The sequence below is a fragment of the Legionella sp. 227 genome, assembly GCF_043161935.1.
GTDB lineage: Bacteria > Pseudomonadota > Gammaproteobacteria > Legionellales > Legionellaceae > Legionella > Legionella sheltonii.
Window position 1 is genome coordinate 1,964,601 of sequence record NZ_CP171154.1, and the last position, 20,430, is coordinate 1,985,030.

Consider the following 20,430-nt stretch of genomic DNA (forward strand, 5'->3'; position numbering starts at 1 on the left):
AGGGTTATGTTTGAATTAATGGAAGGCCAACAGCATGGTAATAATGCAGTAATTAAGGTCGTTGGTGTTGGCGGCGGTGGTGGTAATGCTGTTGAACATATGGTTGCAGAAAATATTGATGGAGTAGAGTTTATTTGTGCTAATACCGATGCTCAAGCATTGAGAGGCTCAAACGCAAAAATACACATTCAATTAGGTGATGAGCTGACTAAAGGGTTAGGTGCTGGTGCGAACCCACAAATAGGTCGCGAAGCAGCAGAAGAAGATAGAGATCATATTCGAGAAATTTTAAGTGGTGCAGATATGGTATTCATTACCGCAGGAATGGGTGGTGGAACCGGAACGGGTGCTGCCCCGGTTTTTGCAGAAATTGCCAAAGAATTAGGTATCTTAACTGTAGCTGTTGTCACTAAACCCTTCTCATTTGAAGGCAAACAAAGAGCATTGGCCGCTGAGGAAGGAATTCGTCGCTTAGCTGAACATGTTGATTCATTAATCACTATTCCTAACAATAAATTACTCAGTGTCTTAGGTAAGAACATTAGTTTACTCAACGCATTTAAAGCGGCAAATAATGTTTTACTTGGCGCGGTAAAAGGTATTTCTGATTTAATTACTCGTCCAGGTTTGATCAATGTGGATTTTGCTGACGTACGTACCGTGATGTCAGAAATGGGTATGGCTATGATGGGTACCGGAAGCGCTGTAGGTGAACAAAGAGCACGTCAAGCTGCTGAAGCCGCAATTGCTTCTCCTTTATTAGAAGATGTGAATTTTTCTGGTGCGCGTGGAATCCTAGTGAATATTACTGCTGGCTTGGATATGTCAATCGGTGAATTTGAGGAAGTTGGAGATGTAGTCAAAGAGTTTATTTCTGATGATGCCACTGTAGTAGTTGGAACAGTAATAGATCCTGAAATGACCGATGAAATGCGTGTTACCGTGATTGTGACTGGTTTGGGGGATGCAAGACAGCGTCATCAGCAAATGCAGCCACAACAATCTCATCGTGCACGTTTAATCGAAACAACACGTAGTGATGGTTCTTTGGACTATCAGCAATTAGATAGACCAGCGGTTGTGCGTAAAGCCCAATCAAGTATGTCTCCTGGGGTAAAACAACAAGGTGATAGTGTTCCCGATGTGGATTATCTTGATATTCCTGCGTTTTTACGTCGGCAAGAAGAGGCATAAACAATTTAACCCTTCATCTGGCGCAGTGCCGATGAAGGGAGTTTAAAGTCTTTAATACAAAAATAATTAGACTAAATATTAAAATATTGATAGGATCACGAAGTTTTGCGTGCAGAATAAAAAATTAAAAAGAATGATATTATGAGGAACAAGGTGAGCACTGAATGACAAATCAAAGAACTCCTAAAAAGGTGATCCAGGCAACTGGGGTAGGATTGCATTCCGGTGAAAAAGTGCTTTTAACCTTAAGACCTGCTCCTGTAAATACAGGCATAGTTTTTAGACGCGTAGATCTTTCACCTGTAGTGGAAATATTAGCATCTTATGAGAATGTTGGTGATACGATGTTATGTACCACCTTACATCATGGACCAGTTAAAATTGCAACTGTGGAACATTTACTTTCCGCTTTAGCTGGTTTGGGAATCGACAATGCTTATATTGATGTCAATGCTCCTGAATTGCCTATTATGGATGGTAGTGCTGCGCCTTTTGTTTTCCTGATTCAATCAGCAGGGATACGTGAACAAAATGCACCTAAAAAATACATACGTATTCTTAAGCCTATTCGCGTCGAAGACAATGGGAAATTCGTCCAGTTTTATCCGTATAATGGCTATAAGATTTCCTTCACTATTGATTTTGATCATCCGGCTTTTAATGATAAGCCACAGACAGTAAGTTTTGATTTTTCTACAACCTCTTATGTGAAAGAGGTATGCCGAGCACGTACATTTGGATTCCTTTCCGATTATGAGAAATTAAGGGAATGCGATTTAGCTAAAGGCGGAAGTTTAGATAATGCCGTTGTTGTTGATGACTATCGTGTTCTCAATGATGATGGACTTCGCTTTGAATCGGAATTTGTTTCTCATAAGGTATTGGATGCAATCGGTGACTTGTACCTGTTAGGTTCAAGTTTGATTGGTGCGTTTGAGGGCTACAAATCAGGCCATGAATTAAATAACAGACTATTACGTGAATTAATGGTAAGACAAGACGCCTGGGAATATACCTATTTTGATACGGAAGAATATCTTCCTAAAATGCATACTGAATTTTTTCCTGTCGAAGCCTAACAATGTAGCCTGGGTGGAGACCCAATCGAAACCCAGGTGAAACAGCAAGGGCTCAGCCCCTTATCAGAGAAGCTATATTTGGCATCATCTGCACTCAAATCCAACCGTTGGAGTAAACATTAACACGGCGCTTGCTTTCGCAGAAAACAAAGCCACATAAAGACACATGATTATATCGTGCAACTCCTCTTCCTAGTTATGATTTTGCCTTCATCTGTGCTACATTTTATTCTCATTCTTAATGAATTAACATAAAGATTGGCAAAGGAGCGTTGCGGCATGAAACTTAATATGGGCCTTTTTACTTTTGCTTTGTTGTGCAGTTCATCAATATATCCTGTAGGCACAGAACCACAAAAAACTACGGCTGAAGAAGCACTTCATATAAATTGGTTGGATACTAATATTTCACCAGCACAGAATTTTTATTCTTATGCTGATGGTAACTGGCAAAAAAACAATCCAATTCCACCTGACTATTCAAGTTGGGGAAGCTTTAACATCATTAGTGAACGAGTCCAAAATATCATTCATCAAATGTTAATTAAAGCCTCAGAAAATACCAAAGCTAAACCTGGCAGCATAGAACAAAAAGTCGGTGATTTTTATTACAGTGGGATGGATGAACAGAGTATTAATCAATTGGGTATTAAACCCCTCCAGCCGGAGTTTGATCGCATTAACCAATTAAACAGTTTAACCGATCTGCAAAATGAAATAGCCCACTTGCATCAAATTGGTGTCGATGTGTTTTTCAATTTTGGAAGCATGCAAGATTTTAAAAACAGTGAAAAGATGATTGGGGCTGCTACACAAGGCGGGCTAGGCTTGCCTGATCGTGATTATTATTTAAAAGAAGATGCTAAGTTTAAACTCATTCGTGAAGCTTATGTCAACCATATTGCCAAGATGTTTGAATTATTGGGTGATGCTCCTGATAAAGCAGCAATGGAAGCCAATACAGTGATGAAATTGGAAACGCAAATGGCAAAGGTTTCTATGTCGCAAGTAGATCAACGTGATCCCCATGCGGTTTATCATATTATGGATAGAGCACAACTCAACAAAATAACCCCCGATTTTTCATGGCCCGCTTATTTTTCAACAATGGGCCAAGCTCAGATTAAAAGTATTAATCTAGCAATGCCAGAATTTTTTAAAGATATGAATACCCAATTAAAAACGGTTTCTCTGGATGATTGGAAAATTTATCTTCGTTGGCATTTAATTGATGCATTTGCTGCCTACTTATCAAAGCCTTTTGTCGATCAAAATTTTAAAATGGTCGCTGTTTTGACAGGTGCTGAGAAAATATTGCCTCGATGGAAAAGAGTTGTTAGTACAGAAAATAGTGCATTAGGTTTTGCTATAGGTAAAATGTATGTCGCTCGGTATTTTTCTCCGGAAGACAAGAAACAAGCTTTAGATATACTCAAAAATATTCGCGAGGTTTTACGTGAAGATATAAGTACCTTATCTTGGATGACCCCCGCTACTCGAAAAGCTGCATTGAAAAAACTCAATCTGATGGAAGAGCGTGTTGGCTATCCTTCCAAATGGTGGGACTATTCCAAATTGGAAGTAAACAGAGGCCCATATGTATTGAATGTTATTAAAGCCAATGAATTTTTAACTCAGCGTGATCTCAATAAAATTGGTAAGCCTATAGATAGAACAGAGTGGGTAATGACACCACAAACTATTAATGCATATTATGACCCCTCAATGAATAATTTAAATATTCCGGCAGGAATTCTCCAGTCGCCATTTTTTGATCCTAAAGCACCTGCAGCAATAAATTATGGAGCAATTGGTTTTGTCATGGGACATGAAATGACCCATGGTTTTGACGATCAAGGGGCACAATTTGATGGCCATGGTAATTTAAAAAATTGGTGGACTCCGAGTGATTTAGAAAAATTCAAAAAGGCAACCCAATGCATTGTAAATCAATTTTCACAATATGTTGTGGATGACAATTTGCATGTACAAGGAAAACTGGTTGTAGGAGAGGCTACTGCTGATTTAGGAGGTATTACACTAGCCTATAGAGCTTTTAAGCATTCAAAAGATTATAAAAATGCGCCTACGATTGATGGTCTGACACCAGATCAACAGTTTTTCATCGCAACAGCACATGTATGGGCCATGAATATTCGTCCCCAACAATTACGTAATCAAGTAACTACGGATCCTCATCCACCCGCAAAATATAGAGTAAATGGAAGCCTGGCTAATATGCCTCAATTTCAGCAAGCCTTTCATATCCCCAATGATAGTCCAATGGTAAATAAAAATCGTTGTGTGATTTGGTAAATCTTAATATCGCTCATCCTGAGTTTTCAGGATGAGTGTAAACTGATGATTTAATTGAGCTTAGGAATTTGCAACAAGTAAGAAAAAAATAATTAAATTGCTTCCATTATGAACATTGGTTAGACTGTCTGCACCGTTTTTATTTGTAACTAATTGTGGAGATAATGATGACTCAAGAAGAAATGATCTGTCGCATTGTGCGTTATGTAACACAAAAACCAAGTACTAAAAAAGCGTGTTGTGGATGAGCCTTGTTGATTTATCGAATCTGCTTGAGTATAAAAATCAGGTAGTAGTAGATTATTTTTGCCATCATCATCCTGAGTTTTCTGAGCAAGAAGGTAAGGTCTTATTTAACGACTTAATCGCGTGGATGTGGTTGAATGCGCAAAGAGCAAAACAAGACAAGAAAACCTATCTTTTTGGCCCATTACTTATTCTTGATGAAGTATGGCATGCATTCATTCTTCATACACGAGATTATGCTGATTTTTCTCTGCGCTATTTTGGAACTTATTTTCACCATGATGTAGAACCTCCTGGTCAAGAACACATGGTGGAAGAAGAAGAGTTAACTGATTATTTACACGACTGCTTTACATACCTTGGTTCAGAGTGGGTAGCCCGGCGTTTTGCAACAGCGCTCATGGAAACAACCCCTTAGATTTTTAGAGCCTTTGGTCAACGAAGCGGAGGCCGAGAACACTTTGACCTTCATTAACCCTGGGGTTCGCCTTGTTGCCCCCAGGCTTATTATTCACTATCCGCTAAATGCAATAAAGCTTTTTGCAAAGGTTCATAATTACACTGTTGGCTTTCACTAATAATAATTTCTTTCGCTTTCTCAGATAATACATGTTTTGAAGTGGGTGTTGATTTTTCATATTGAGTGATTGATTCAATAACAGCTATTTTAATCGAAGAAAGTTGATACATGCCTCCTTCGGTGCGTAATTTATCGCGCAATTCAGGAATAGCGTAACGTAATTGTGATGCCCAGGCCGCATCAGTAGTTGTTAATAGCAAACAACCTTTATTAAAACTCCCAACATGGCATGCATTTGCTAAGTCAGCAGGAAGCATTTGCTTGACTTTATCGGAAAGCTCTTCTAATTGAACAGAGCGTTGGCATATGTCGGCAAGTTGTTTGTTAAGGCAACGGTTGATGGAACGCATTTTTTATTTTTATGAAAAATATGGAGTAAACGTTAGTATATACTTCGAGCAAAGTATAGAATAGCAAATTTGAGTTAAATACAATATTATAATTTTTTAGTAGACCATTCAGTATTATAGGTGAATCAATGTTCGAGAAGCCATACGATAATAATGTTATTTTTTTTACCCGAATGCATTGGATAATATTTTTTTACCCATTTCTATGTTTATGTGCTGCTCTGGCAATTGTTTATTATGTAGAGGTAGATTTCATTCGTAAGCTTGGATATGGTTTGGCTGCCTTAGCCTTATTATGGGTTGGGATGACATGGATGACCTATTATTTTTCTTCCATTACCATCAAGCGAAATCAAGTGATTATTCGCACTGGAGTTATTGTAAGGCAAACGATCGATATCCCATTAAGCAAAATTGAAGCAATAGACATCCGCCAATCAATCTTGGGCAGCATTTTAAGTTATGGTATGGTTTGTATTACAGGTACTGGTGGTACGCGCCGCATTATTAATTTTTTACATAACCCATTGACTTGCAGACGTTATATTGAGCAACTTCTGGGTGAGATGCATCGAAATGATTAGTCTTAATTAGAGGTTTATTGATTTCAGACTATTTAAATTTATTTAAAAATAACGCCGGTATATTTTTAAATAGGTTCCATCATTTTCTAATTCAAGAAGATATTTGTTAATAGTAGCAATAAGCGCATCATTACTTTTATTAGCCATAATACCATACCCGGCCCCCATTGGCTCGCCAACTGATTTCAAAAGGCCACTGCTATTAGCAGTCCAATATTCAACTGCACCACTATCAAGCAAAACGGCATCGACATGATTGTCATCCAGTGCTTCTAATACGTCTGCCAAAGTATCAAATTCCTCTACTTGAACGCTATCACCAAATTGGGATGCAACCCAGGCTTTAAAAATGGTTCCCTTTTCTATGCCGACGGTTTTTCCCTGAATATCTCTAATCGTTTTAATTGGACTGGAGCCTTTCGTTGCATATTGTCCTCCGCCTATAAGATAAGGGAGACTGAAAAGAAAAGCTTTTTGTCGATCCGGGGTAATCGCGATTGTTCCTACGGCTAAGTCAATCTGGTTGTTGCGCATTTCATTAAATAAATTATTGAAGGTAAAAATTTTGAAATGACAGTCAAGTTGTGCTCGTTGGCATATTTCCCTCATCAGATCAATTTCAAAGCCATAAAAATGAGCTTTATCTTTTACCGCGATTTGAAAAGGGGGGCCATAATCTGATGTACCAATGAGAATTGATTGAGCAAACAGATGAAAAGAGCACAAAGAGCACACTAAAAATAATATAATAGGCATAAGATTTCCTTATCTATTTATTATTTATTTTAGTCTATACAGAAATTTAAAAAAGTTTTAATGAGTGATGAGGACCTGGCAGTTTTGACGCTACCAGGCTACCTCACTTTAAGATTGATTATTAAATTTTCGCCAAAAGCTCTGCTTTAGTTTGCTCATCAACAAAAGCAGCGTCTATCGCCATACGAGTAATAGAATTCATTATCTCATCACTATAGCCGTAAGCGTTTTGTACTCGTTGGTACTCCTGACCCAATGTAGTGCTCATAAAGGGTGGATCATCTGAACTGATGCTGATTTTTATCCCTGCGTCATAAAACTTAGGAAAAGGATGTTCGTTCATATTCTTGAACAATCCTAAAAAAATATTACTTGTAGGACAAACTTCCAGAGTAATATCCCTATCTTTTACCATAGCCATGGTTTCTGGTGAATAAATTGAATTGACACCATGTCCTATGCGTTTTATCGGTAGATTTTCCATCGCTTCGACCATCCCGCTTGCAGGAGCAAATTCACCAGCATGGACTGTACATTGTAAACCGGCATCAGCAGCAATATGGTATGCCTTGCTAAATAATTTAGGAGGGAACTTTGCTTCATCACCACCTAAACCAAATCCTGTGACACAGGGAAATTTATCTTTATGGGTTTGTTTGGCAACTCGTTCTACTGCATCAACACCAAAATGTCGAACAGCAGTAATTAAAATCCGTCCTATTATATTGAATTGTTCTTTAGCATCATCAATTGCTTGTTGAATCGCTGCTAAATGTTCTGCGGAAGGGATTTTACTGGCGAGTTCAGCATGATCAGGAGAATACATCATCTCCACATAGATTGCATCTTCTTGAGCACGAGCTCGTAAGTAATCTAAAGTAATATCATAATAATCCTGAGGATATCGAATGACGGATGCAAGCGTATCATATACTTTTAAAAAATCGAGAAAGTCTTTGGATAAATAGCTTTTCCCGTCAAGAGCGACTAGACCTTGAGGGAGTATTAATTTATTACGCGCAGCCAGCTTTGCTGCTAATTCAGGAGTGATGGATCCTTCCAAGTGAACATGTAACTCTGCTTTTTTTACACTCATATTTCACCTCTAATTCTTTTAAAGTAAGAATAATGGTAACTTAGATGAAAAAGCTATAAAATAGTTGGTTTAAATTAAAGTTATTTTGGATTAGTTATGAACTCAAACGATATCGATAAAGCATATGTAAGTCCTTATGACAAATTTTTATTTGAATTTGATGCAACTCATGACAAGTCCGCATCACAAATTAAAGAAATTAATAAGCACAAACGTATTTCTCTGATGCGTGATAATAAAGATTATAAGAATGAAAAAGGTGAAATTTGGGAAGAGTTTTAAGCTTATCATCTAGCTATACTGTCCCATAATAGGGATGTATCCTCGGTCCCGGATACGACTCGTTTAATCCGGGCTACAATGCTCCTCTTAGCCTCAACACCTCTTGGCGCAAAATTCTTAAAGCGACGCCATTGCTCGCCGTGACACATTCCGTACGTAGTGAGAAATCTTAATTGTGTGGAAAGAGCATCAATAGGATGCTCATTCCAGGAGAGCCATCATCGTAAACTCCTTAGGATGACGGTTCTTATGAGGGAATAAATGAGATTTTAACCCAAGAAAAAATGCAATAATTTATAGGCTAATATCGTTAAAATAGACGCCGCAGGCAAAGTCAGAACCCATGACATGAAGATGTTGCGAATGACAATCAGATTTAAGGCTCCAATACCTCGTGCCAGGCCAACCCCAAGAACGGCCCCCACTAATGTCTGAGTTGCGGAAACGGGAATGCCTGTGCTTGTGGCAACGACAACGGTTGTTGCCGCAGAAAGAGTAGCTGCAAAGGCACGGCTGGGTGTAAGCGCCGTGATGGCACTACCTACGGTTTCAATTACTTTTCTCCCATACATCAATAGGCCAGTCACCACACCAACGACACCTAACAATATAATCCACGCTGGATAATTATTGGCATTAAAAGTTTGATGTGAATCCATAACCAAACTATGGATGATTGAGAGGGGGCCCACGGCTAAGGCTACATCGTTGGAGCCATGTGCGAAAGCCATTGCACATGCAGTCATTGCCATAAGGACAGCAAAATACTTTTCAACTTGGATGAAACGTTCTCTACGTCTTATTCTATGATGTTCGGGAATACGTTTAATAAAGATCATCCCAATAATCGTAATAATGATGCTGGTTGCTAAGGTTACTGCTAGATTTTGTTTAAAATTCAGGTGAATATGGAAATGATTGAGTCCCTTAAATACCGTGATAAATGATAAAATGGAGCCGATAAGAAAAAGATAAATAGGAATATATAATTTTGCCTTAGTTAAAGGGTTACTTTTGACAAAAATAGTTTGTTGAATGCTGGTAAATAATATAAAAGCGGTGATTCCTGAAATCATGGGAGAAGTGATCCAGCTTATGGCGATGCGACTTACTTGATTCCAATGAATTGCTTGGGGTCCTAATACTATGGTGCCAAAACCGACCATGGAACCTACCAATGCATTGGTAATAGACACAGGGACCCCAAGATAACTCGCAAGATTCATCCATATAGTGCATGCCAATAAAACCCCCAACATCCCCTCAATAAGGATCAATGGTTGCCCTGAGAGTTGACTGGAATTAATAATCCCATCACGCATTGTTTCGGTAACGCCTGTCCCTCCTAAAAATGCGCCGGCAAATTCAAAAATTATGGCGATCAGCATCGCTTGTTTCACTGTAACTGCTTTTGAGCCCATAGTCGTGCTCATGACGTTGGCCAAATCATTAGCGCCAACACCCCAAGTCATCATAAAACACAAAATGACCGCTATAACAAGATATATAATTGAATAATCCATAGAATTTGACTACCGAGCTATTAGAATTTGAAGGCGACTACCCACATGTTGGGCACCATCGGCTAAATCATCAATCCATTGGACCAGTTTATAGAGGAAAATTGCATCAATTGCAGATAATTCTTTTTCGATTTCAAAAATACGATGCCTAATATCTGCTAGACGTTCATCGCTGTCATGTTCAATCTCATAAAGCGTTAAGATCATTTCTTCTACAATCTTAACTTCTGAGCCCCTGAAACCTGTTTCCAACAATTCATCTAATTCATTGATTGCTTTACATGCCTGTTTTGATGCATCCAGGCAACGGCTTAAAAAAGGCATAAAAATAGGAATGAGTGTCTCTGGAATAAGCATTTGCCGACTGACAATCAGTGTTGCAATATCTTCCGCTTTATTCGCAATGAAATCCTGGGCACTAAGTAGCTCAAGAAGATCAGTACGCGAAACAGGGAGGAACAGCCCAGTCGGTAAGTGGAGACGTAAATCTCTTTTAATTAAGTCAGCTTCTTTTTCGAGAGAAATTATTTTTTCTTTTATTTTATCAGCTGTTGTCCAATCTTTTTTTAGGACTGCTTCAAAAAATGGGTAGAGCTGCTTGGCGCATTGGTGTACTTTCCGCATGTGTTGTTCTATTGGCCTTATCGGTGAAGGACCAAACATATTAAATATGCTACCCATGATGTTCGCATCTCTTAAGCAAATTTTGGAGAAGTATACCCCAAACTTTTTCAGGAACAAAACAATTGAATTATGGTTCAAGTATTTTTTTACTTTGATTCATGAATTTTTCAAGAGAGCGAGTTGTGAATAGGCCCTAAAGTTAAAAATATTTTTATTTTATTCCATTGTTTTTCTATATTGGTCTACAATCAAATACTAGGGTTTACCATAATATATTTTGCCTTACATGAAATTCATGGATGACTATTAGGGACAAGGAGTTTGGGATGAAGCGATTTTGGTTAATCGGTTTATTATTGTTGGCAAATAATGTGTTTTCGCAGACGTTAATCACCAAGGTGATTGAACTGCATTATGTCCCTGTTCAAAAAGTGATTCAATTAGTGCAGCCCCTGTTGCAATCCGGAGAAAAAATAAGTGGTTCAGGGCAAACTTTAATAGTGCAGGTTTCTCCTCAGACACTAACCCAAATTAGAACCGTATTGCATCAAATTGATGTGGCCCCTGTAACATTTAAAATTTCTATTTATCAAGGGGACCCTAATTGGCTTAGTTCACAAAATCAAAACTCTGTAACCTATAGTTCGCAGTCTCCAGCTGAAGTGAAGCGTTCACAATCAGTTAAAGTAATGAGTGGTGAATCCGCGTTTGTCGCTACTGGAGAAGAAGTGCCAATCGTCACCTCTGTAGGTGCGGGATTTTTTACAGGCATTGCTTACGAGCAACATCAGATAAAAAATGGATTGCTGGTTCAACCGGTGATGCGTGGTTCAAAGGTCGAGTTAAAGGTGCGTCGAGTACGTGAACAACAAAATCCCGCAGGCGGACAGCAATTTGATAATCAAAATATAGATACAACTTTAATGGTCCCATTAAATAAGTGGGTTTCTTTAGGAACTCCTGAGGGAACAGAGGATACTGACTCTTCCTCTGTGTCTTATACCGCCGGAAGGCCTTTTTCTCAGCAAGCAACACTTTATGTAAAGGTTACAGTGGAGCATGATTTTTAAATGTGTTCGCATAAAAAATATACAATTGGTATATAATTAATATAAACGTAATAAATAAACTAACCCTTCGGGAGGGCTCATGGCAATTATAAGCTCGTTGGCTAATCATTTGCTGATCGCAATGCCTTCTCTAAATGATCCTAATTTTGAAAGAACAGTGATTTATGTTTGTGAACATCACGAACAAGGATCTGTAGGTTTAATTGTCAATCGCCCCATGCAATTTCCTCTTGCCATCGTTTTTGAGCAATTACATATCGAGCCAGTTCGTATGGAGCAAAGCAAAATGCCTTTAATGTTTGGTGGGCCAGTACAACCTGAAAGGGGATTTGTGATTCATAAACAATTTGGTGGGTGGCGATCCAGCTTGTTTTTACAAGATGAGGTGACGGTAACTACATCAAATGATATTATTCGTGCCATCGCAGAAGATAAAGGACCTAAAGATGTTTTAATTACTTTAGGTTATGCTGGATGGGTGGAAAATCAATTGGAAAAAGAAATTCTTGAAAATACTTGGTTGGTTTGTCCTTATCGCTCGGAGATTTTGTATGAGGTTCCCTTCGAAGATCGCTGGGAATATGCAGGGTCCACTTTAGGGATTAGAATGAGCCAACTCAGTTCAAATGTCGGCCATGCCTAGTCCTGTTTATTTGGGTTTTGATTTTGGTTATAAACGCATTGGTGTTGCAGTAGGTCAACAATTAACGTGCAGCGCCTCCCCTCTAGCGACTTTGAGTGCCCGATCCGGTGTGCCTGATTGGGGTTTGGTTGCCAAAGTCATTGCTGAGTGGTCCCCTCAAGCATTAATTGTAGGTATTCCTACCTGTATTGATGGCAGTGAATTATACACAACCTCCGCGGCGCGCCGATTTGCCAAGGAATTGCGTAAGCGATTTACTTTGCCGGTTCATTTAGTTGATGAACGGCTTTCAACGGTTGCGGCTAGGGAGCAATTGTTTGCACAAGGTGGATATCGTAAAATCAAACAATCTGAGGTAGATAGTATAGCGGCTTGTGTTATACTGGAACAATGGCTACAACACCCTGAATAGGGTCTGTTCGCATTCTACTATCATAGCCACATACAACCCAAGTCATCCCTGCTATGGTCGGGATGAATGAATTCATGGCTCAATCTAGCGAAGCGGGAACAGACCTCAGAGTCCTAGCGATTTAGTTAAAAAATAAGGTTTTTATGAATCATTTCTTAGAAATTAGTCAATTATCACGTCAACAAATTGAATCCATACTACAACGTGCCGTTTATTTCAAAAATCAGGATCATTATCCTTCATATGCACAATATACGGTTGCAAATTTATTTTATGAAAACAGTACGCGAACTCGGGTAAGTTTTGAATTAGCTGCAAAGCGTTTATCCATGCCGGTGATAAATCTAGACCTACACAGCTCTTCAGAAACTAAGGGAGAGACCATTGAGGATACCGTTCGCACCCTTGCCGCCATGGGGATTCAATATTTTGTAATTCGCCATCGTCAAAATGGCTTACAGCAAAATTTGGCCAGACAAATTGGGGATTTAGCCCATATAATTAATGCAGGTGATGGTACCCATGCGCATCCAAGCCAAGCTTTGCTTGATATGATGACGATCCTTGAACGAAAACCGCGATTGGATCAATTAAAAATAGCAATACTAGGAAATATTAGGCACTCAAGGGTGGCAAATTCTTTTCAATGTATTTGCGCTCAACTGGGAGTGGGTGAGCTTGTCTTGGTTGCTCCTGAGATTTGGCAACCACAGACCGTGCATTATGGTCGAGTAACCCATAGTTTACGCGATGGATTAATTGATGCAGATGTAGTGATTTGTTTGCGTGTGCAACACGAACGTTTAGCAGAGTCCGATCATCTGGATCTCGATACTTATCGACGTGATTTTGCTCTAACCAAAGAAAATCTGACGTATGCTAAACCTGACGTGATGGTGATGCATCCGGGACCTATAAATCGAGGGATTGAAATAGACAGTGATGTTGCAGACGGGGCACATTCTTTTATACTGAACCAAGTTGCAAATGGCGTTTTTGTACGCATGGCAATTTTTGATGCATTAAGTCATCAAGCGTAATATTGAGCTCTTCACAGGACAGTATAATTTTAATGGACCATCCAAGGATATAGCTGTCTCTTGGTCACAAAATAAGAATCTTGGTGAAAAGTCAGATTTGAGTTCAAATAGGACTTTTCAATAGGATGTGCATCCGATTCAGAAGGATATACCCATGAGTGATCGCTATCAGCAGGTATGCATTTTAGTATTGCTGGGTTTTTACTGTCTGCTTTTCTATTTTATTTTTAAGCATTATCAACGAGTTGATTTCTCTTCTTTTTATTTATCGTCTCAGGCATTAATGCAAGGCGAAAATCCTTATAGAAATTTCTTTACTACGTTTTTGCCCGCTATAAAAATATTGCCTGCTAATTTAAATCCACCGTTTGTTTTGTGGGGATTTAGTTTTTTAACGCAATTAAGCTATTCCAACGCATTACTTGTTTGGGTTTGCATTTCTTTCATTTTAGGCATAATTGGCGTAACTATTAGCTTTTATTATGCGTTTTCGCATCGTTTTTTGCAGAAACATTATATCAATGTGTATCTTCTATATTTTGCATTTTTCCCCACACTAATGAATCTTGTGACTCAGCAATTTGGATGTATTTTATTGTTTTTAATTATGGGGGGGTATTATTTTTATGTAAATCATCGTGACTATCGTGCAGGTATATTCTGGGGCATTATCATTGCGATCAAATTATTTCCTGCTTTGTTATTTTTTTATGTTTTAAAACAAGATCGTAAACGAGTTTTTGCAATCATGTTGGTTACTTTATTAGTGGCTGCATGCCTTCCCCTCCTGACTCATGGCCCGGTGGTTTATGAGCAATATTTTAGAATGATGCGAGGGGTGTTTTGGTATGGGGATGATTGGAATGCCTCAATTTATGGGTTTATTTTTCGTCTATTTTTTGGGGGAGAGAAACTCCCTAACATGTTTTATTTGAAATTAGTAAATCTATGTTATGGTGTTTTATTTTTATTTTTGCTTCTATGGTATTGGCGAAAACTAGGTCCAAATCAAAAGGATCCCCTAAATCATCAACCCTTTTGTCTGACTTTAGCGATGATGTTATTTATGAGCCCTTTTGGATGGATGTATTATTTTCCAGTGTTAATTTTTCCCATGATTCTTATTTGGTTTGTGGCATTAGAAGAACAAGACATTTCGACAAAAACCATGTTGATGTGGTTCTTATGTTTATTTCTCATCAATTTTCCTATTGATTATGTAAACAGCCAAGAAATGTCTAATGTTTGGGTCCGAGGCAGTTTTTTCTCCAGCCATTTTTATGGTTTATTGCTTCTATGTTATCTATTAAGCAAAAGAAAAAAAATCTATGGAAATAATGAGATCCAATTTGGTGAACCAATGCATTATTCAATATCGACTATGATCATTATTTTCGTCTTAGGAGTGTTCGTTCCGGTAATCTATTACCTCATACGTTTGCTCAATTTAACTTTTAATTTGGCATTAACCTAACTGCCGTTAAGAATCCCCTCTCCCATCTGTGGGAGAGGGGCAGGGGTGAGGGTTCGTTAGTTAAAATCAATACCCTCATCCGCCCTGACGCGCACCTTCTTCCCACCATGAGAAGGGAGCATAACGACAAGCCTCTTTATCCAGGAGTGCGTAAGGCATGTCTAAAGGATAAAGCTTGTTGTAAATGCTCTAAGCATACCTGGCTGCTTGCGTGGATGTCAGCAATAGTTCGTGCAACTTTCAATAAACGATGATACCCCCGAGCAGACAGTTTGAGTTGCAACATAGACTGTCGTAAAAAATCTTGTTCCTGAGAACCTAATGCACAAATTTTTTCACATGTATTTGCTCCTAAATAGGCATTAAGACAATCTTGTCGCTCCAACTGGATGGCTCGTACTTTAATAACCTGCTCTCGGATCAGATCACTTTGTTTATGAGGATTACTATTCGGGGTAACTAATTCCTCTTGAGTAAGTGCCTGGACGGAGATATGCATGTCAATACGATCCAGTAAAGGGGCTGAAATTTTGGCATGATATCGCTTGATGCGATCAGGGCTACACAAACAGTTCGCCTGAGGATTGCCCCATTGTCCACATGGGCAGGGATTCATTGCAGCGATGAGCTGAAATTTCGCTGGAAATTCTATTTGTGCTGCCGCTCTTGAAATGCATATTGTTCCTGATTCGAGTGGTTGTCTTAAGGTTTCTAGGACTTGTCGATCAAATTCAGGTAACTCATCCAAAAATAAGACCCCATGATGTGCTAGAGAAATTTCTCCTGGTTTTGGGGGATTTCCCCCACCAACTAAGGATACGGGGGAGGCAGTATGATGGGGGGTGCGAAAAGGTGGGGAGCACCATTCACTGAAATCAGGTAATTTACCGCGTATGGAGTTGATTGCGATACAATCTAGGGCTTCTGCTTCAGATAAGGGAGGCAATAGAGTTCTGAATCGCCTGGCTAACATGGTTTTTCCGCTTCCAGGAGCACCATTGAGTAAAATACTGTGCCCGCCATATGCTGCAATTTCCATTGCTTTTTTCGCATGAAACTGACCTTTAATATCAGACCAATCGTCTGTATAGCGCATGGTGCATGATTCAGGTTTAGGGGGGAGGAAGTGTAATGAAGTTCCTTGACAAAGGTAGCTGCATACTTCACGCAAGTTATTTGCACTATAGATGTTTTGATATCCGGTCAAGGAGGCTTCATGTGCATTAGCACTGGCGATAATCAGTGAGCTTTTTTCTTTGTTTGCCGCTAAGACAGCTGGAATAATAGCGGAAATGCCTCGAAGCTCACCACTTAAAGCAAGTTCAGCTATAAACTCATGGTCGGTTAATTGGTTTTGAGGAATTTGCTTGGAAGCTGCAAGAATACCAAGAGCGATTGGTAAATCAAAACCACTTCCTGTTTTAGGTAAATCAGCAGGCCCCAAATTGACGGTGATTTTTCGGCAGGGAAATTCAAACTGGCTATTAATAATCGCAGAACGGACTCGATCCTTGCTTTCTTTCACGGCGGTTTCAGCAAGACCTACGATTGTAAAACCAGGCAAACCATTCGATAAATGAACTTCTACTGACACAGGTTGTGCCAATATCCCCACAGTACTACGTGTTTTAGTAAACGCAAGATTCATTGTTTATTCCTGTGATGTTGGACTAATTGTTCGACAAAATTTCCTATTAGAGCATAACCTGCATTTTTTCCTTTATTGCTTGGTTATCTCTATATTTTGACTTAAGTAAACTCTGTTTCTCGAATTTGGGATGTCGTACACTAAAACAAAGTTTACAGGCTTATATTATTGTCGGTGGAGCTTATGTTGCTATTACTTTTGTTCTTTATTAAGCTGAGTCATTAAAACATCGACTTGCTTTTGAAGGTGTTCTACTTTTTCTCGGGTTCGTGCCAGAACTTTGGTTTGTACATCAAACTCTTCACGAGTAATCAGATCCATATGCGCAAAAGCAGCTTGTAACACTTCTTTAAATTTTTGTTGGATGTCTTTTTCAATGTTTTGTAGACTTGGGGGAAGAGCAGCAAAAAGTTTTTTTGCTAAATCGTCAAATTGTTTGGGGTCGAACATAATCACTCCATGTTTGTTTTTGCAAAGAGTCTAACAAAAGTATTATCACAGCGGAATATATTATGAAAATGATTATGGCAATTATTAAGCCTTTTAAACTGGATGATGTACATGAAGCGCTAATGGAAATAGGAGTGCCAGGGATAACTATTTCAGAAACTCGAGGCTTTGGACGACAAAAAGGTCATACGGAGCTGTACCGAGGTGCTGAATATGTAGTTGATTTCCTTCCTAAGATTAAAATTGAATTGGCCTTACCAGATGATATGGTTGAATCTGCAATTGAAGCGATTTGTAAATCTGCGTATACCGGAAAAATTGGTGATGGCAAAATTTTCGTTTATGAGTTGCAGCAAGTGGTCCGCGTGCGTACTGGAGAAATTAATGCAGATGCTTTAACCTAGCCTCCCCCATACCAATAGATGGCACGTTGAGTAATGACTGCATTAAGCTGGATATCCCACGGTTCAGGTTCGATGGAATCGACACGTTGAAATTGGTAAGCCACACCAAATAAAGGACAATTTTCTTTACCTTTAAAGGTACGATCGTAATAACCAGCTCCCATACCAAGGCGATTACAACGTACATCAAAAGCAACTAATGGCACTAAGGCTAAGTCCAATTCTTCAACAGGAATGGATAAATCAGGATCAACAGCGGGTTCAGCAATCCCGTAACGATTTTTGTGGAAGGGGGTATCCGATGTTGCTGGTAAAAAAGAAAGAGTTAAATTTTCTTCATTAAGAACAGGAAAATAACAGATTTTTCCTTGTAAGAGTGCATTCTTCCAAAGTTCATCCACATCAATTTCACCGTTAATTGCAAAATAAAGTGCGATATTTTTGGCATTTCGATATTGCTCTAACAAGCGAATGCGATTGCATACTTGATTTGAAGATGCGGTACGATACGAAACAGATATCTTAGAGCGTATTTGTTTCATCGTATCTCTTAATGCCTTTTTGACTTGATCGGTCATACAAGTATCGGTGTATTATTCTCTTTAAATTATCGATTCTTTATTGTAAAAATTCAAGGTATTGAAATCCTCTAAAAAATTTGTCACTCTGAAATCTTAGGAAATTGCTAATTTTTTTATAAAAAACTAGGCAAGGAATAAAAAATAAGGTATATAAGCCGTCCTGGTTTTTTGTGATCCTTTGATATTAGGGGTTGTTGACAATTTGACTGTCAACAGCCCCTAGATTCCAGGTACAGTATAACTCATTGAGAGAATGGTATGAGTGATTTATTTGAAGATGATGAAGATGCTGTTGTAGAAGTCGGAGAGGACTTCGTCGATGTTGATAGTGAGTTGGATGTTGAAGCCGAGGTTATAGAAGTGGTTCCTAATGGTTTGGACGCCCGTAGACGATTGGAAAATATGTTGGATGAAAAACGTTTGCGTGATGAGCTGGACGATTTTGGCGACTATTAACTTCCCTCGTCAATAAACACTCGTATCAGATTCAACTGCTTTTTCTAAAATAATAGGTTTAAGTAAGTAATGACACGAACACGAGTACTCACTGAAGGGGACAGCAATTTTGCGTTTCCAATTGATGATCGCATTTTTTTGGGCGAGGGTTTGTTTGAAACGCTTAAAGTGGAGAGTGCTAAGCCATGTTGTGCCTTTTTGCATTGGCAACGTTTAAATGATTCTGCACAAAATCTGGGCATCCCCTTTGATCTTTCTTTTAAGCAGTGGCGAGAACATCTGTTTCATAAAATTAAATTCGATAATTTATATCATGGTGGTATTAAAGCAATTTTAAGTGGAGGCTCTGCACCTAGGGGCTTAGCCGCTCAAGGACAGATAAGCCAGCTTATATTCCAGACTTTTAACTATACCGTGGAAAGCCATCCACTGCGATTGGTTAGCGCGCCGTGGTTAAGAGACGGAAGTAATCCTATATACCAAGTTAAATCGGTCAACTATTTAGAGGCTATTCTGGCCCGACGTCAAGCAAATGCTATAGGTGCTGATGAGGCGTTGTTTTTTAACTTGCAGCATCATGCAACGGAAACTACTTGTGCGAATTTATTTCTGATACAGGATAATTGCCTGCTGACTCCTCCTTTAACTGATGGCGTACTTCCAGGAGTTACCCGCTCAAGGATTTTGCAACTGTCTAAACAACAGGGCTTAATTTGCAGGGAAGTTTCTTTGACAAAAACCATGTTAAAAGAAGCTGATGTTCTTTTTGCGACTAATTCCTTACAGGGGATACGTCCAATATGTTCCCTGGACGATTTTACATTTTCGGTAGAGCACCCATTACTTAATCAGTTATCTTCTGCTCTGAGTATTTGCGACGAAAGTAATTAAAATGCATGACCTTGATAATACACAACAGCACGATGATTAAACTTGCTATTAGGATTCCTTTATTTTTATAAAATGCTCCTTGTTTTAATAAAGCCTCCATTCCCGCATATCCAAAATAGGTGTAAACGATTTCAGCGGGTATAAGAAACAAAAAAGTAGTAATGAGATAAGGTCGGAATTTTATCGCAGTGATTCCTAAACCATAATTGACTAGATTAAAAGGAACAATCGGGAATAATCGCAGAATGGCAACAATCATCCACCCTCGTTGATCTACGGCGGAGACTAGTTTTTTTAGTCTTTTTCCTTTTCTTTGAGAAAACCAGTCATAAACGAGATGCCTGGTTATCAAAAAGGAAAAAGCAGCACCACTTGTTGCGCCTAATAAATTGAGGAGGGTGCCAAAAAAGGGTCCAAAAAGAGCCCCTCCTGCTAAAGTGATCACCATCGTGGGTAAGAACATAATTGTTGCAAAACAATATATAATTAAAAATAAAAGCGGTGCAAGCCAGCCTAGATGGTCAACCCAATTAATAATCTCACTTGAATATTTTTGAAAAAAAAAGGCAGTGGTAATTAGGAATACCAAGGCTAAAACAATAAAGATAGTTTTAGCAGGATGAATAATACGGAAATTCATAGGATTTGTTTTGGCGTCGGATAAATTGTTGTCAGTGAACGCACGTCTGCCCTTAGTAATCAAATGTATCAAGAAGTCTATTACACCTGGT

At 38.8% G+C, this 20,430-nt stretch carries 23 protein-coding genes; 14 read left to right on the forward strand and 9 right to left on the reverse strand.

The window, feature by feature from the left end:
• The first annotated feature begins 6 nt into the window (after nt 1-6).
• From ftsZ to ACF8MK_RS08425, 4 genes are all read left to right on the forward strand, one after another.
• Entirely contained in the window at nt 7-1,194 is a 1,188-nt protein-coding gene (gene ftsZ, locus ACF8MK_RS08410; RefSeq protein ID WP_265703361.1) for a cell division protein FtsZ, read from the forward strand.
• Nucleotides 1,195-1,358: 164 nt separating this feature from the next.
• The gene (lpxC, locus tag ACF8MK_RS08415; RefSeq protein ID WP_392536287.1) at nt 1,359-2,273 is read left to right on the forward strand and encodes a UDP-3-O-acyl-N-acetylglucosamine deacetylase; all 915 of its coding nucleotides are present in this window, start codon (nt 1,359-1,361) and stop codon (nt 2,271-2,273) included.
• A 279-nt stretch (nt 2,274-2,552) separates the two neighbouring features.
• A complete protein-coding gene (locus ACF8MK_RS08420) occupies nt 2,553-4,589 on the forward strand; it encodes a M13 family metallopeptidase (RefSeq protein WP_392536288.1) in 2,037 nt (678 codons plus the stop codon).
• Nucleotides 4,590-4,833: 244 nt separating this feature from the next.
• Nucleotides 4,834-5,253, forward strand: coding sequence for a hypothetical protein (locus ACF8MK_RS08425; RefSeq protein WP_392536289.1), 420 nt, complete (start codon nt 4,834-4,836; stop codon nt 5,251-5,253).
• Nucleotides 5,254-5,342: 89 nt separating this feature from the next.
• On the opposite strand, the gene ACF8MK_RS08430 is transcribed toward ACF8MK_RS08425, so the two are convergent.
• Complete coding sequence (locus ACF8MK_RS08430) at nt 5,343-5,765, reverse strand: DciA family protein (protein WP_392536290.1); 423 nt, start codon at nt 5,763-5,765, stop codon at nt 5,343-5,345.
• Nucleotides 5,766-5,893: 128 nt separating this feature from the next.
• Between ACF8MK_RS08430 and ACF8MK_RS08435 the strand changes: the two genes are divergently transcribed.
• Nucleotides 5,894-6,349 carry a PH domain-containing protein gene (locus tag ACF8MK_RS08435; RefSeq protein WP_265703366.1) on the forward strand — a complete coding sequence of 152 codons (456 nt, stop codon included), beginning with the start codon at nt 5,894-5,896 and terminating at the stop codon, nt 6,347-6,349.
• A gap of 42 nt (nt 6,350-6,391) precedes the next feature.
• Here the strand turns inward: ACF8MK_RS08435 and ACF8MK_RS08440 are convergent, their stop codons facing one another.
• Together ACF8MK_RS08440 and ACF8MK_RS08445 are read right to left on the reverse strand one after the other, a co-directional pair.
• Nucleotides 6,392-7,105: a transporter substrate-binding domain-containing protein gene (locus ACF8MK_RS08440; protein WP_392536291.1), complete on the reverse strand. Its 714-nt coding sequence runs from the start codon at nt 7,103-7,105 to the stop codon at nt 6,392-6,394.
• 121 nt (nt 7,106-7,226) lie between these two features.
• Nucleotides 7,227-8,201: an adenosine deaminase gene (locus tag ACF8MK_RS08445; protein WP_392536292.1), complete on the reverse strand. Its 975-nt coding sequence runs from the start codon at nt 8,199-8,201 to the stop codon at nt 7,227-7,229.
• Between the two features lie 96 nt (nt 8,202-8,297).
• Between ACF8MK_RS08445 and ACF8MK_RS08450 the strand changes: the two genes are divergently transcribed.
• Complete coding sequence (locus ACF8MK_RS08450; protein ID WP_028380968.1) at nt 8,298-8,483, forward strand: CBU_0585 family protein; 186 nt, start codon at nt 8,298-8,300, stop codon at nt 8,481-8,483.
• A gap of 269 nt (nt 8,484-8,752) precedes the next feature.
• On the opposite strand, the gene ACF8MK_RS08455 is transcribed toward ACF8MK_RS08450, so the two are convergent.
• Both ACF8MK_RS08455 and ACF8MK_RS08460 read right to left on the reverse strand, forming a co-directional pair.
• A complete protein-coding gene (locus tag ACF8MK_RS08455; RefSeq protein ID WP_392536293.1) occupies nt 8,753-10,006 on the reverse strand; it encodes an inorganic phosphate transporter in 1,254 nt (417 codons plus the stop codon).
• 9 nt (nt 10,007-10,015) lie between these two features.
• Nucleotides 10,016-10,687, reverse strand: a complete 672-nt coding sequence (locus ACF8MK_RS08460) for a TIGR00153 family protein (protein WP_265703370.1) — start codon at nt 10,685-10,687, stop codon at nt 10,016-10,018.
• Nucleotides 10,688-10,956: 269 nt separating this feature from the next.
• On the opposite strand from ACF8MK_RS08460, the gene ACF8MK_RS08465 reads away from it, so the two are divergent.
• From ACF8MK_RS08465 to ACF8MK_RS08485, 5 genes are all read left to right on the forward strand, one after another.
• On the forward strand, nt 10,957-11,700 hold the full coding sequence (locus tag ACF8MK_RS08465; RefSeq protein ID WP_265703371.1) for a type II/III secretion system protein: 744 nt from the start codon (nt 10,957-10,959) through the stop codon (nt 11,698-11,700).
• 79 nt (nt 11,701-11,779) lie between these two features.
• Complete coding sequence (locus ACF8MK_RS08470; RefSeq protein ID WP_265703372.1) at nt 11,780-12,343, forward strand: YqgE/AlgH family protein; 564 nt, start codon at nt 11,780-11,782, stop codon at nt 12,341-12,343.
• Nucleotides 12,336-12,755 carry a Holliday junction resolvase RuvX gene (ruvX, locus tag ACF8MK_RS08475; protein ID WP_265703473.1) on the forward strand — a complete coding sequence of 140 codons (420 nt, stop codon included), beginning with the start codon at nt 12,336-12,338 and terminating at the stop codon, nt 12,753-12,755. Before ACF8MK_RS08470 ends, ruvX begins: the two co-directional genes overlap by 8 nt.
• A 143-nt stretch (nt 12,756-12,898) precedes the next feature.
• The gene (locus ACF8MK_RS08480; protein WP_392536294.1) at nt 12,899-13,795 is read left to right on the forward strand and encodes an aspartate carbamoyltransferase catalytic subunit; all 897 of its coding nucleotides are present in this window, start codon (nt 12,899-12,901) and stop codon (nt 13,793-13,795) included.
• 154 nt (nt 13,796-13,949) lie between these two features.
• Nucleotides 13,950-15,269 (forward strand): glycosyltransferase family 87 protein, encoded by a 1,320-nt coding sequence (locus ACF8MK_RS08485; protein ID WP_392536295.1) that lies wholly within the window; start codon nt 13,950-13,952, stop codon nt 15,267-15,269.
• Nucleotides 15,270-15,405: 136 nt separating this feature from the next.
• Here the strand turns inward: ACF8MK_RS08485 and ACF8MK_RS08490 are convergent, their stop codons facing one another.
• A complete protein-coding gene (locus ACF8MK_RS08490) occupies nt 15,406-16,917 on the reverse strand; it encodes a YifB family Mg chelatase-like AAA ATPase (protein WP_392536296.1) in 1,512 nt (503 codons plus the stop codon).
• A gap of 192 nt (nt 16,918-17,109) precedes the next feature.
• On the reverse strand, nt 17,110-17,367 hold the full coding sequence (locus ACF8MK_RS08495; RefSeq protein ID WP_058510814.1) for an accessory factor UbiK family protein: 258 nt from the start codon (nt 17,365-17,367) through the stop codon (nt 17,110-17,112).
• Between the two features lie 62 nt (nt 17,368-17,429).
• On the opposite strand from ACF8MK_RS08495, the gene ACF8MK_RS08500 reads away from it, so the two are divergent.
• Nucleotides 17,430-17,771 (forward strand): P-II family nitrogen regulator, encoded by a 342-nt coding sequence (locus ACF8MK_RS08500; RefSeq protein ID WP_028380978.1) that lies wholly within the window; start codon nt 17,430-17,432, stop codon nt 17,769-17,771.
• On the opposite strand, the gene ACF8MK_RS08505 is transcribed toward ACF8MK_RS08500, so the two are convergent.
• A complete protein-coding gene (locus tag ACF8MK_RS08505) occupies nt 17,768-18,349 on the reverse strand; it encodes a 5-formyltetrahydrofolate cyclo-ligase (RefSeq protein ID WP_392536297.1) in 582 nt (193 codons plus the stop codon). The genes ACF8MK_RS08500 and ACF8MK_RS08505 overlap by 4 nt on opposite strands.
• A 261-nt stretch (nt 18,350-18,610) precedes the next feature.
• Between ACF8MK_RS08505 and ACF8MK_RS08510 the strand changes: the two genes are divergently transcribed.
• Nucleotides 18,611-18,808, forward strand: a complete 198-nt coding sequence (locus ACF8MK_RS08510; RefSeq protein WP_265703377.1) for a PA3496 family putative envelope integrity protein — start codon at nt 18,611-18,613, stop codon at nt 18,806-18,808.
• Nucleotides 18,809-18,877: 69 nt separating this feature from the next.
• Nucleotides 18,878-19,699 (forward strand): aminotransferase class IV, encoded by an 822-nt coding sequence (locus ACF8MK_RS08515; protein WP_392536298.1) that lies wholly within the window; start codon nt 18,878-18,880, stop codon nt 19,697-19,699.
• Here the strand turns inward: ACF8MK_RS08515 and ACF8MK_RS08520 are convergent.
• Complete coding sequence (locus tag ACF8MK_RS08520; RefSeq protein WP_392538940.1) at nt 19,653-20,339, reverse strand: TVP38/TMEM64 family protein; 687 nt, start codon at nt 20,337-20,339, stop codon at nt 19,653-19,655. The genes ACF8MK_RS08515 and ACF8MK_RS08520 overlap by 47 nt on opposite strands.
• Nucleotides 20,340-20,430 lie beyond the last annotated feature (91 nt).

Excerpts from the sequence above, each read along its gene's own strand:
- ACF8MK_RS08465 (WP_265703371.1), top strand. The coding sequence starts at position 10,957 with ATGAAGCGATTTTGGTTAATCGGTTTATTATTGTTGGCAAATAATGTG.
- ACF8MK_RS08500 (WP_028380978.1), top strand. The coding sequence starts at position 17,430 with ATGAAAATGATTATGGCAATTATTAAGCCTTTTAAACTGGATGATGTA.
- ACF8MK_RS08470 (WP_265703372.1), top strand. The coding sequence starts at position 11,780 with ATGGCAATTATAAGCTCGTTGGCTAATCATTTGCTGATCGCAATGCCT.
- ACF8MK_RS08420 (WP_392536288.1), top strand. The coding sequence starts at position 2,553 with ATGAAACTTAATATGGGCCTTTTTACTTTTGCTTTGTTGTGCAGTTCA.
- lpxC (WP_392536287.1), top strand. The coding sequence starts at position 1,359 with ATGACAAATCAAAGAACTCCTAAAAAGGTGATCCAGGCAACTGGGGTA.
- ACF8MK_RS08480 (WP_392536294.1), top strand. The coding sequence starts at position 12,899 with ATGAATCATTTCTTAGAAATTAGTCAATTATCACGTCAACAAATTGAA.
- ACF8MK_RS08445 (WP_392536292.1), bottom strand. The coding sequence starts at position 8,201 with ATGAGTGTAAAAAAAGCAGAGTTACATGTTCACTTGGAAGGATCCATC.
- ACF8MK_RS08515 (WP_392536298.1), top strand. The coding sequence starts at position 18,878 with ATGACACGAACACGAGTACTCACTGAAGGGGACAGCAATTTTGCGTTT.
- ACF8MK_RS08490 (WP_392536296.1), bottom strand. The coding sequence starts at position 16,917 with ATGAATCTTGCGTTTACTAAAACACGTAGTACTGTGGGGATATTGGCA.
- ACF8MK_RS08485 (WP_392536295.1), top strand. The coding sequence starts at position 13,950 with ATGAGTGATCGCTATCAGCAGGTATGCATTTTAGTATTGCTGGGTTTT.
- ACF8MK_RS08425 (WP_392536289.1), top strand. The coding sequence starts at position 4,834 with ATGAGCCTTGTTGATTTATCGAATCTGCTTGAGTATAAAAATCAGGTA.
- ACF8MK_RS08435 (WP_265703366.1), top strand. The coding sequence starts at position 5,894 with ATGTTCGAGAAGCCATACGATAATAATGTTATTTTTTTTACCCGAATG.
- ACF8MK_RS08430 (WP_392536290.1), bottom strand. The coding sequence starts at position 5,765 with ATGCGTTCCATCAACCGTTGCCTTAACAAACAACTTGCCGACATATGC.
- ACF8MK_RS08455 (WP_392536293.1), bottom strand. The coding sequence starts at position 10,006 with ATGGATTATTCAATTATATATCTTGTTATAGCGGTCATTTTGTGTTTT.
- ACF8MK_RS08495 (WP_058510814.1), bottom strand. The coding sequence starts at position 17,367 with ATGTTCGACCCCAAACAATTTGACGATTTAGCAAAAAAACTTTTTGCT.
- ACF8MK_RS08520 (WP_392538940.1), bottom strand. The coding sequence starts at position 20,339 with ATGAATTTCCGTATTATTCATCCTGCTAAAACTATCTTTATTGTTTTA.
- ftsZ (WP_265703361.1), top strand. The coding sequence starts at position 7 with ATGTTTGAATTAATGGAAGGCCAACAGCATGGTAATAATGCAGTAATT.
- ruvX (WP_265703473.1), top strand. The coding sequence starts at position 12,336 with ATGCCTAGTCCTGTTTATTTGGGTTTTGATTTTGGTTATAAACGCATT.
- ACF8MK_RS08460 (WP_265703370.1), bottom strand. The coding sequence starts at position 10,687 with ATGGGTAGCATATTTAATATGTTTGGTCCTTCACCGATAAGGCCAATA.
- ACF8MK_RS08505 (WP_392536297.1), bottom strand. The coding sequence starts at position 18,349 with ATGACCGATCAAGTCAAAAAGGCATTAAGAGATACGATGAAACAAATA.
- ACF8MK_RS08510 (WP_265703377.1), top strand. The coding sequence starts at position 18,611 with ATGAGTGATTTATTTGAAGATGATGAAGATGCTGTTGTAGAAGTCGGA.
- ACF8MK_RS08440 (WP_392536291.1), bottom strand. The coding sequence starts at position 7,105 with ATGCCTATTATATTATTTTTAGTGTGCTCTTTGTGCTCTTTTCATCTG.
- ACF8MK_RS08450 (WP_028380968.1), top strand. The coding sequence starts at position 8,298 with ATGAACTCAAACGATATCGATAAAGCATATGTAAGTCCTTATGACAAA.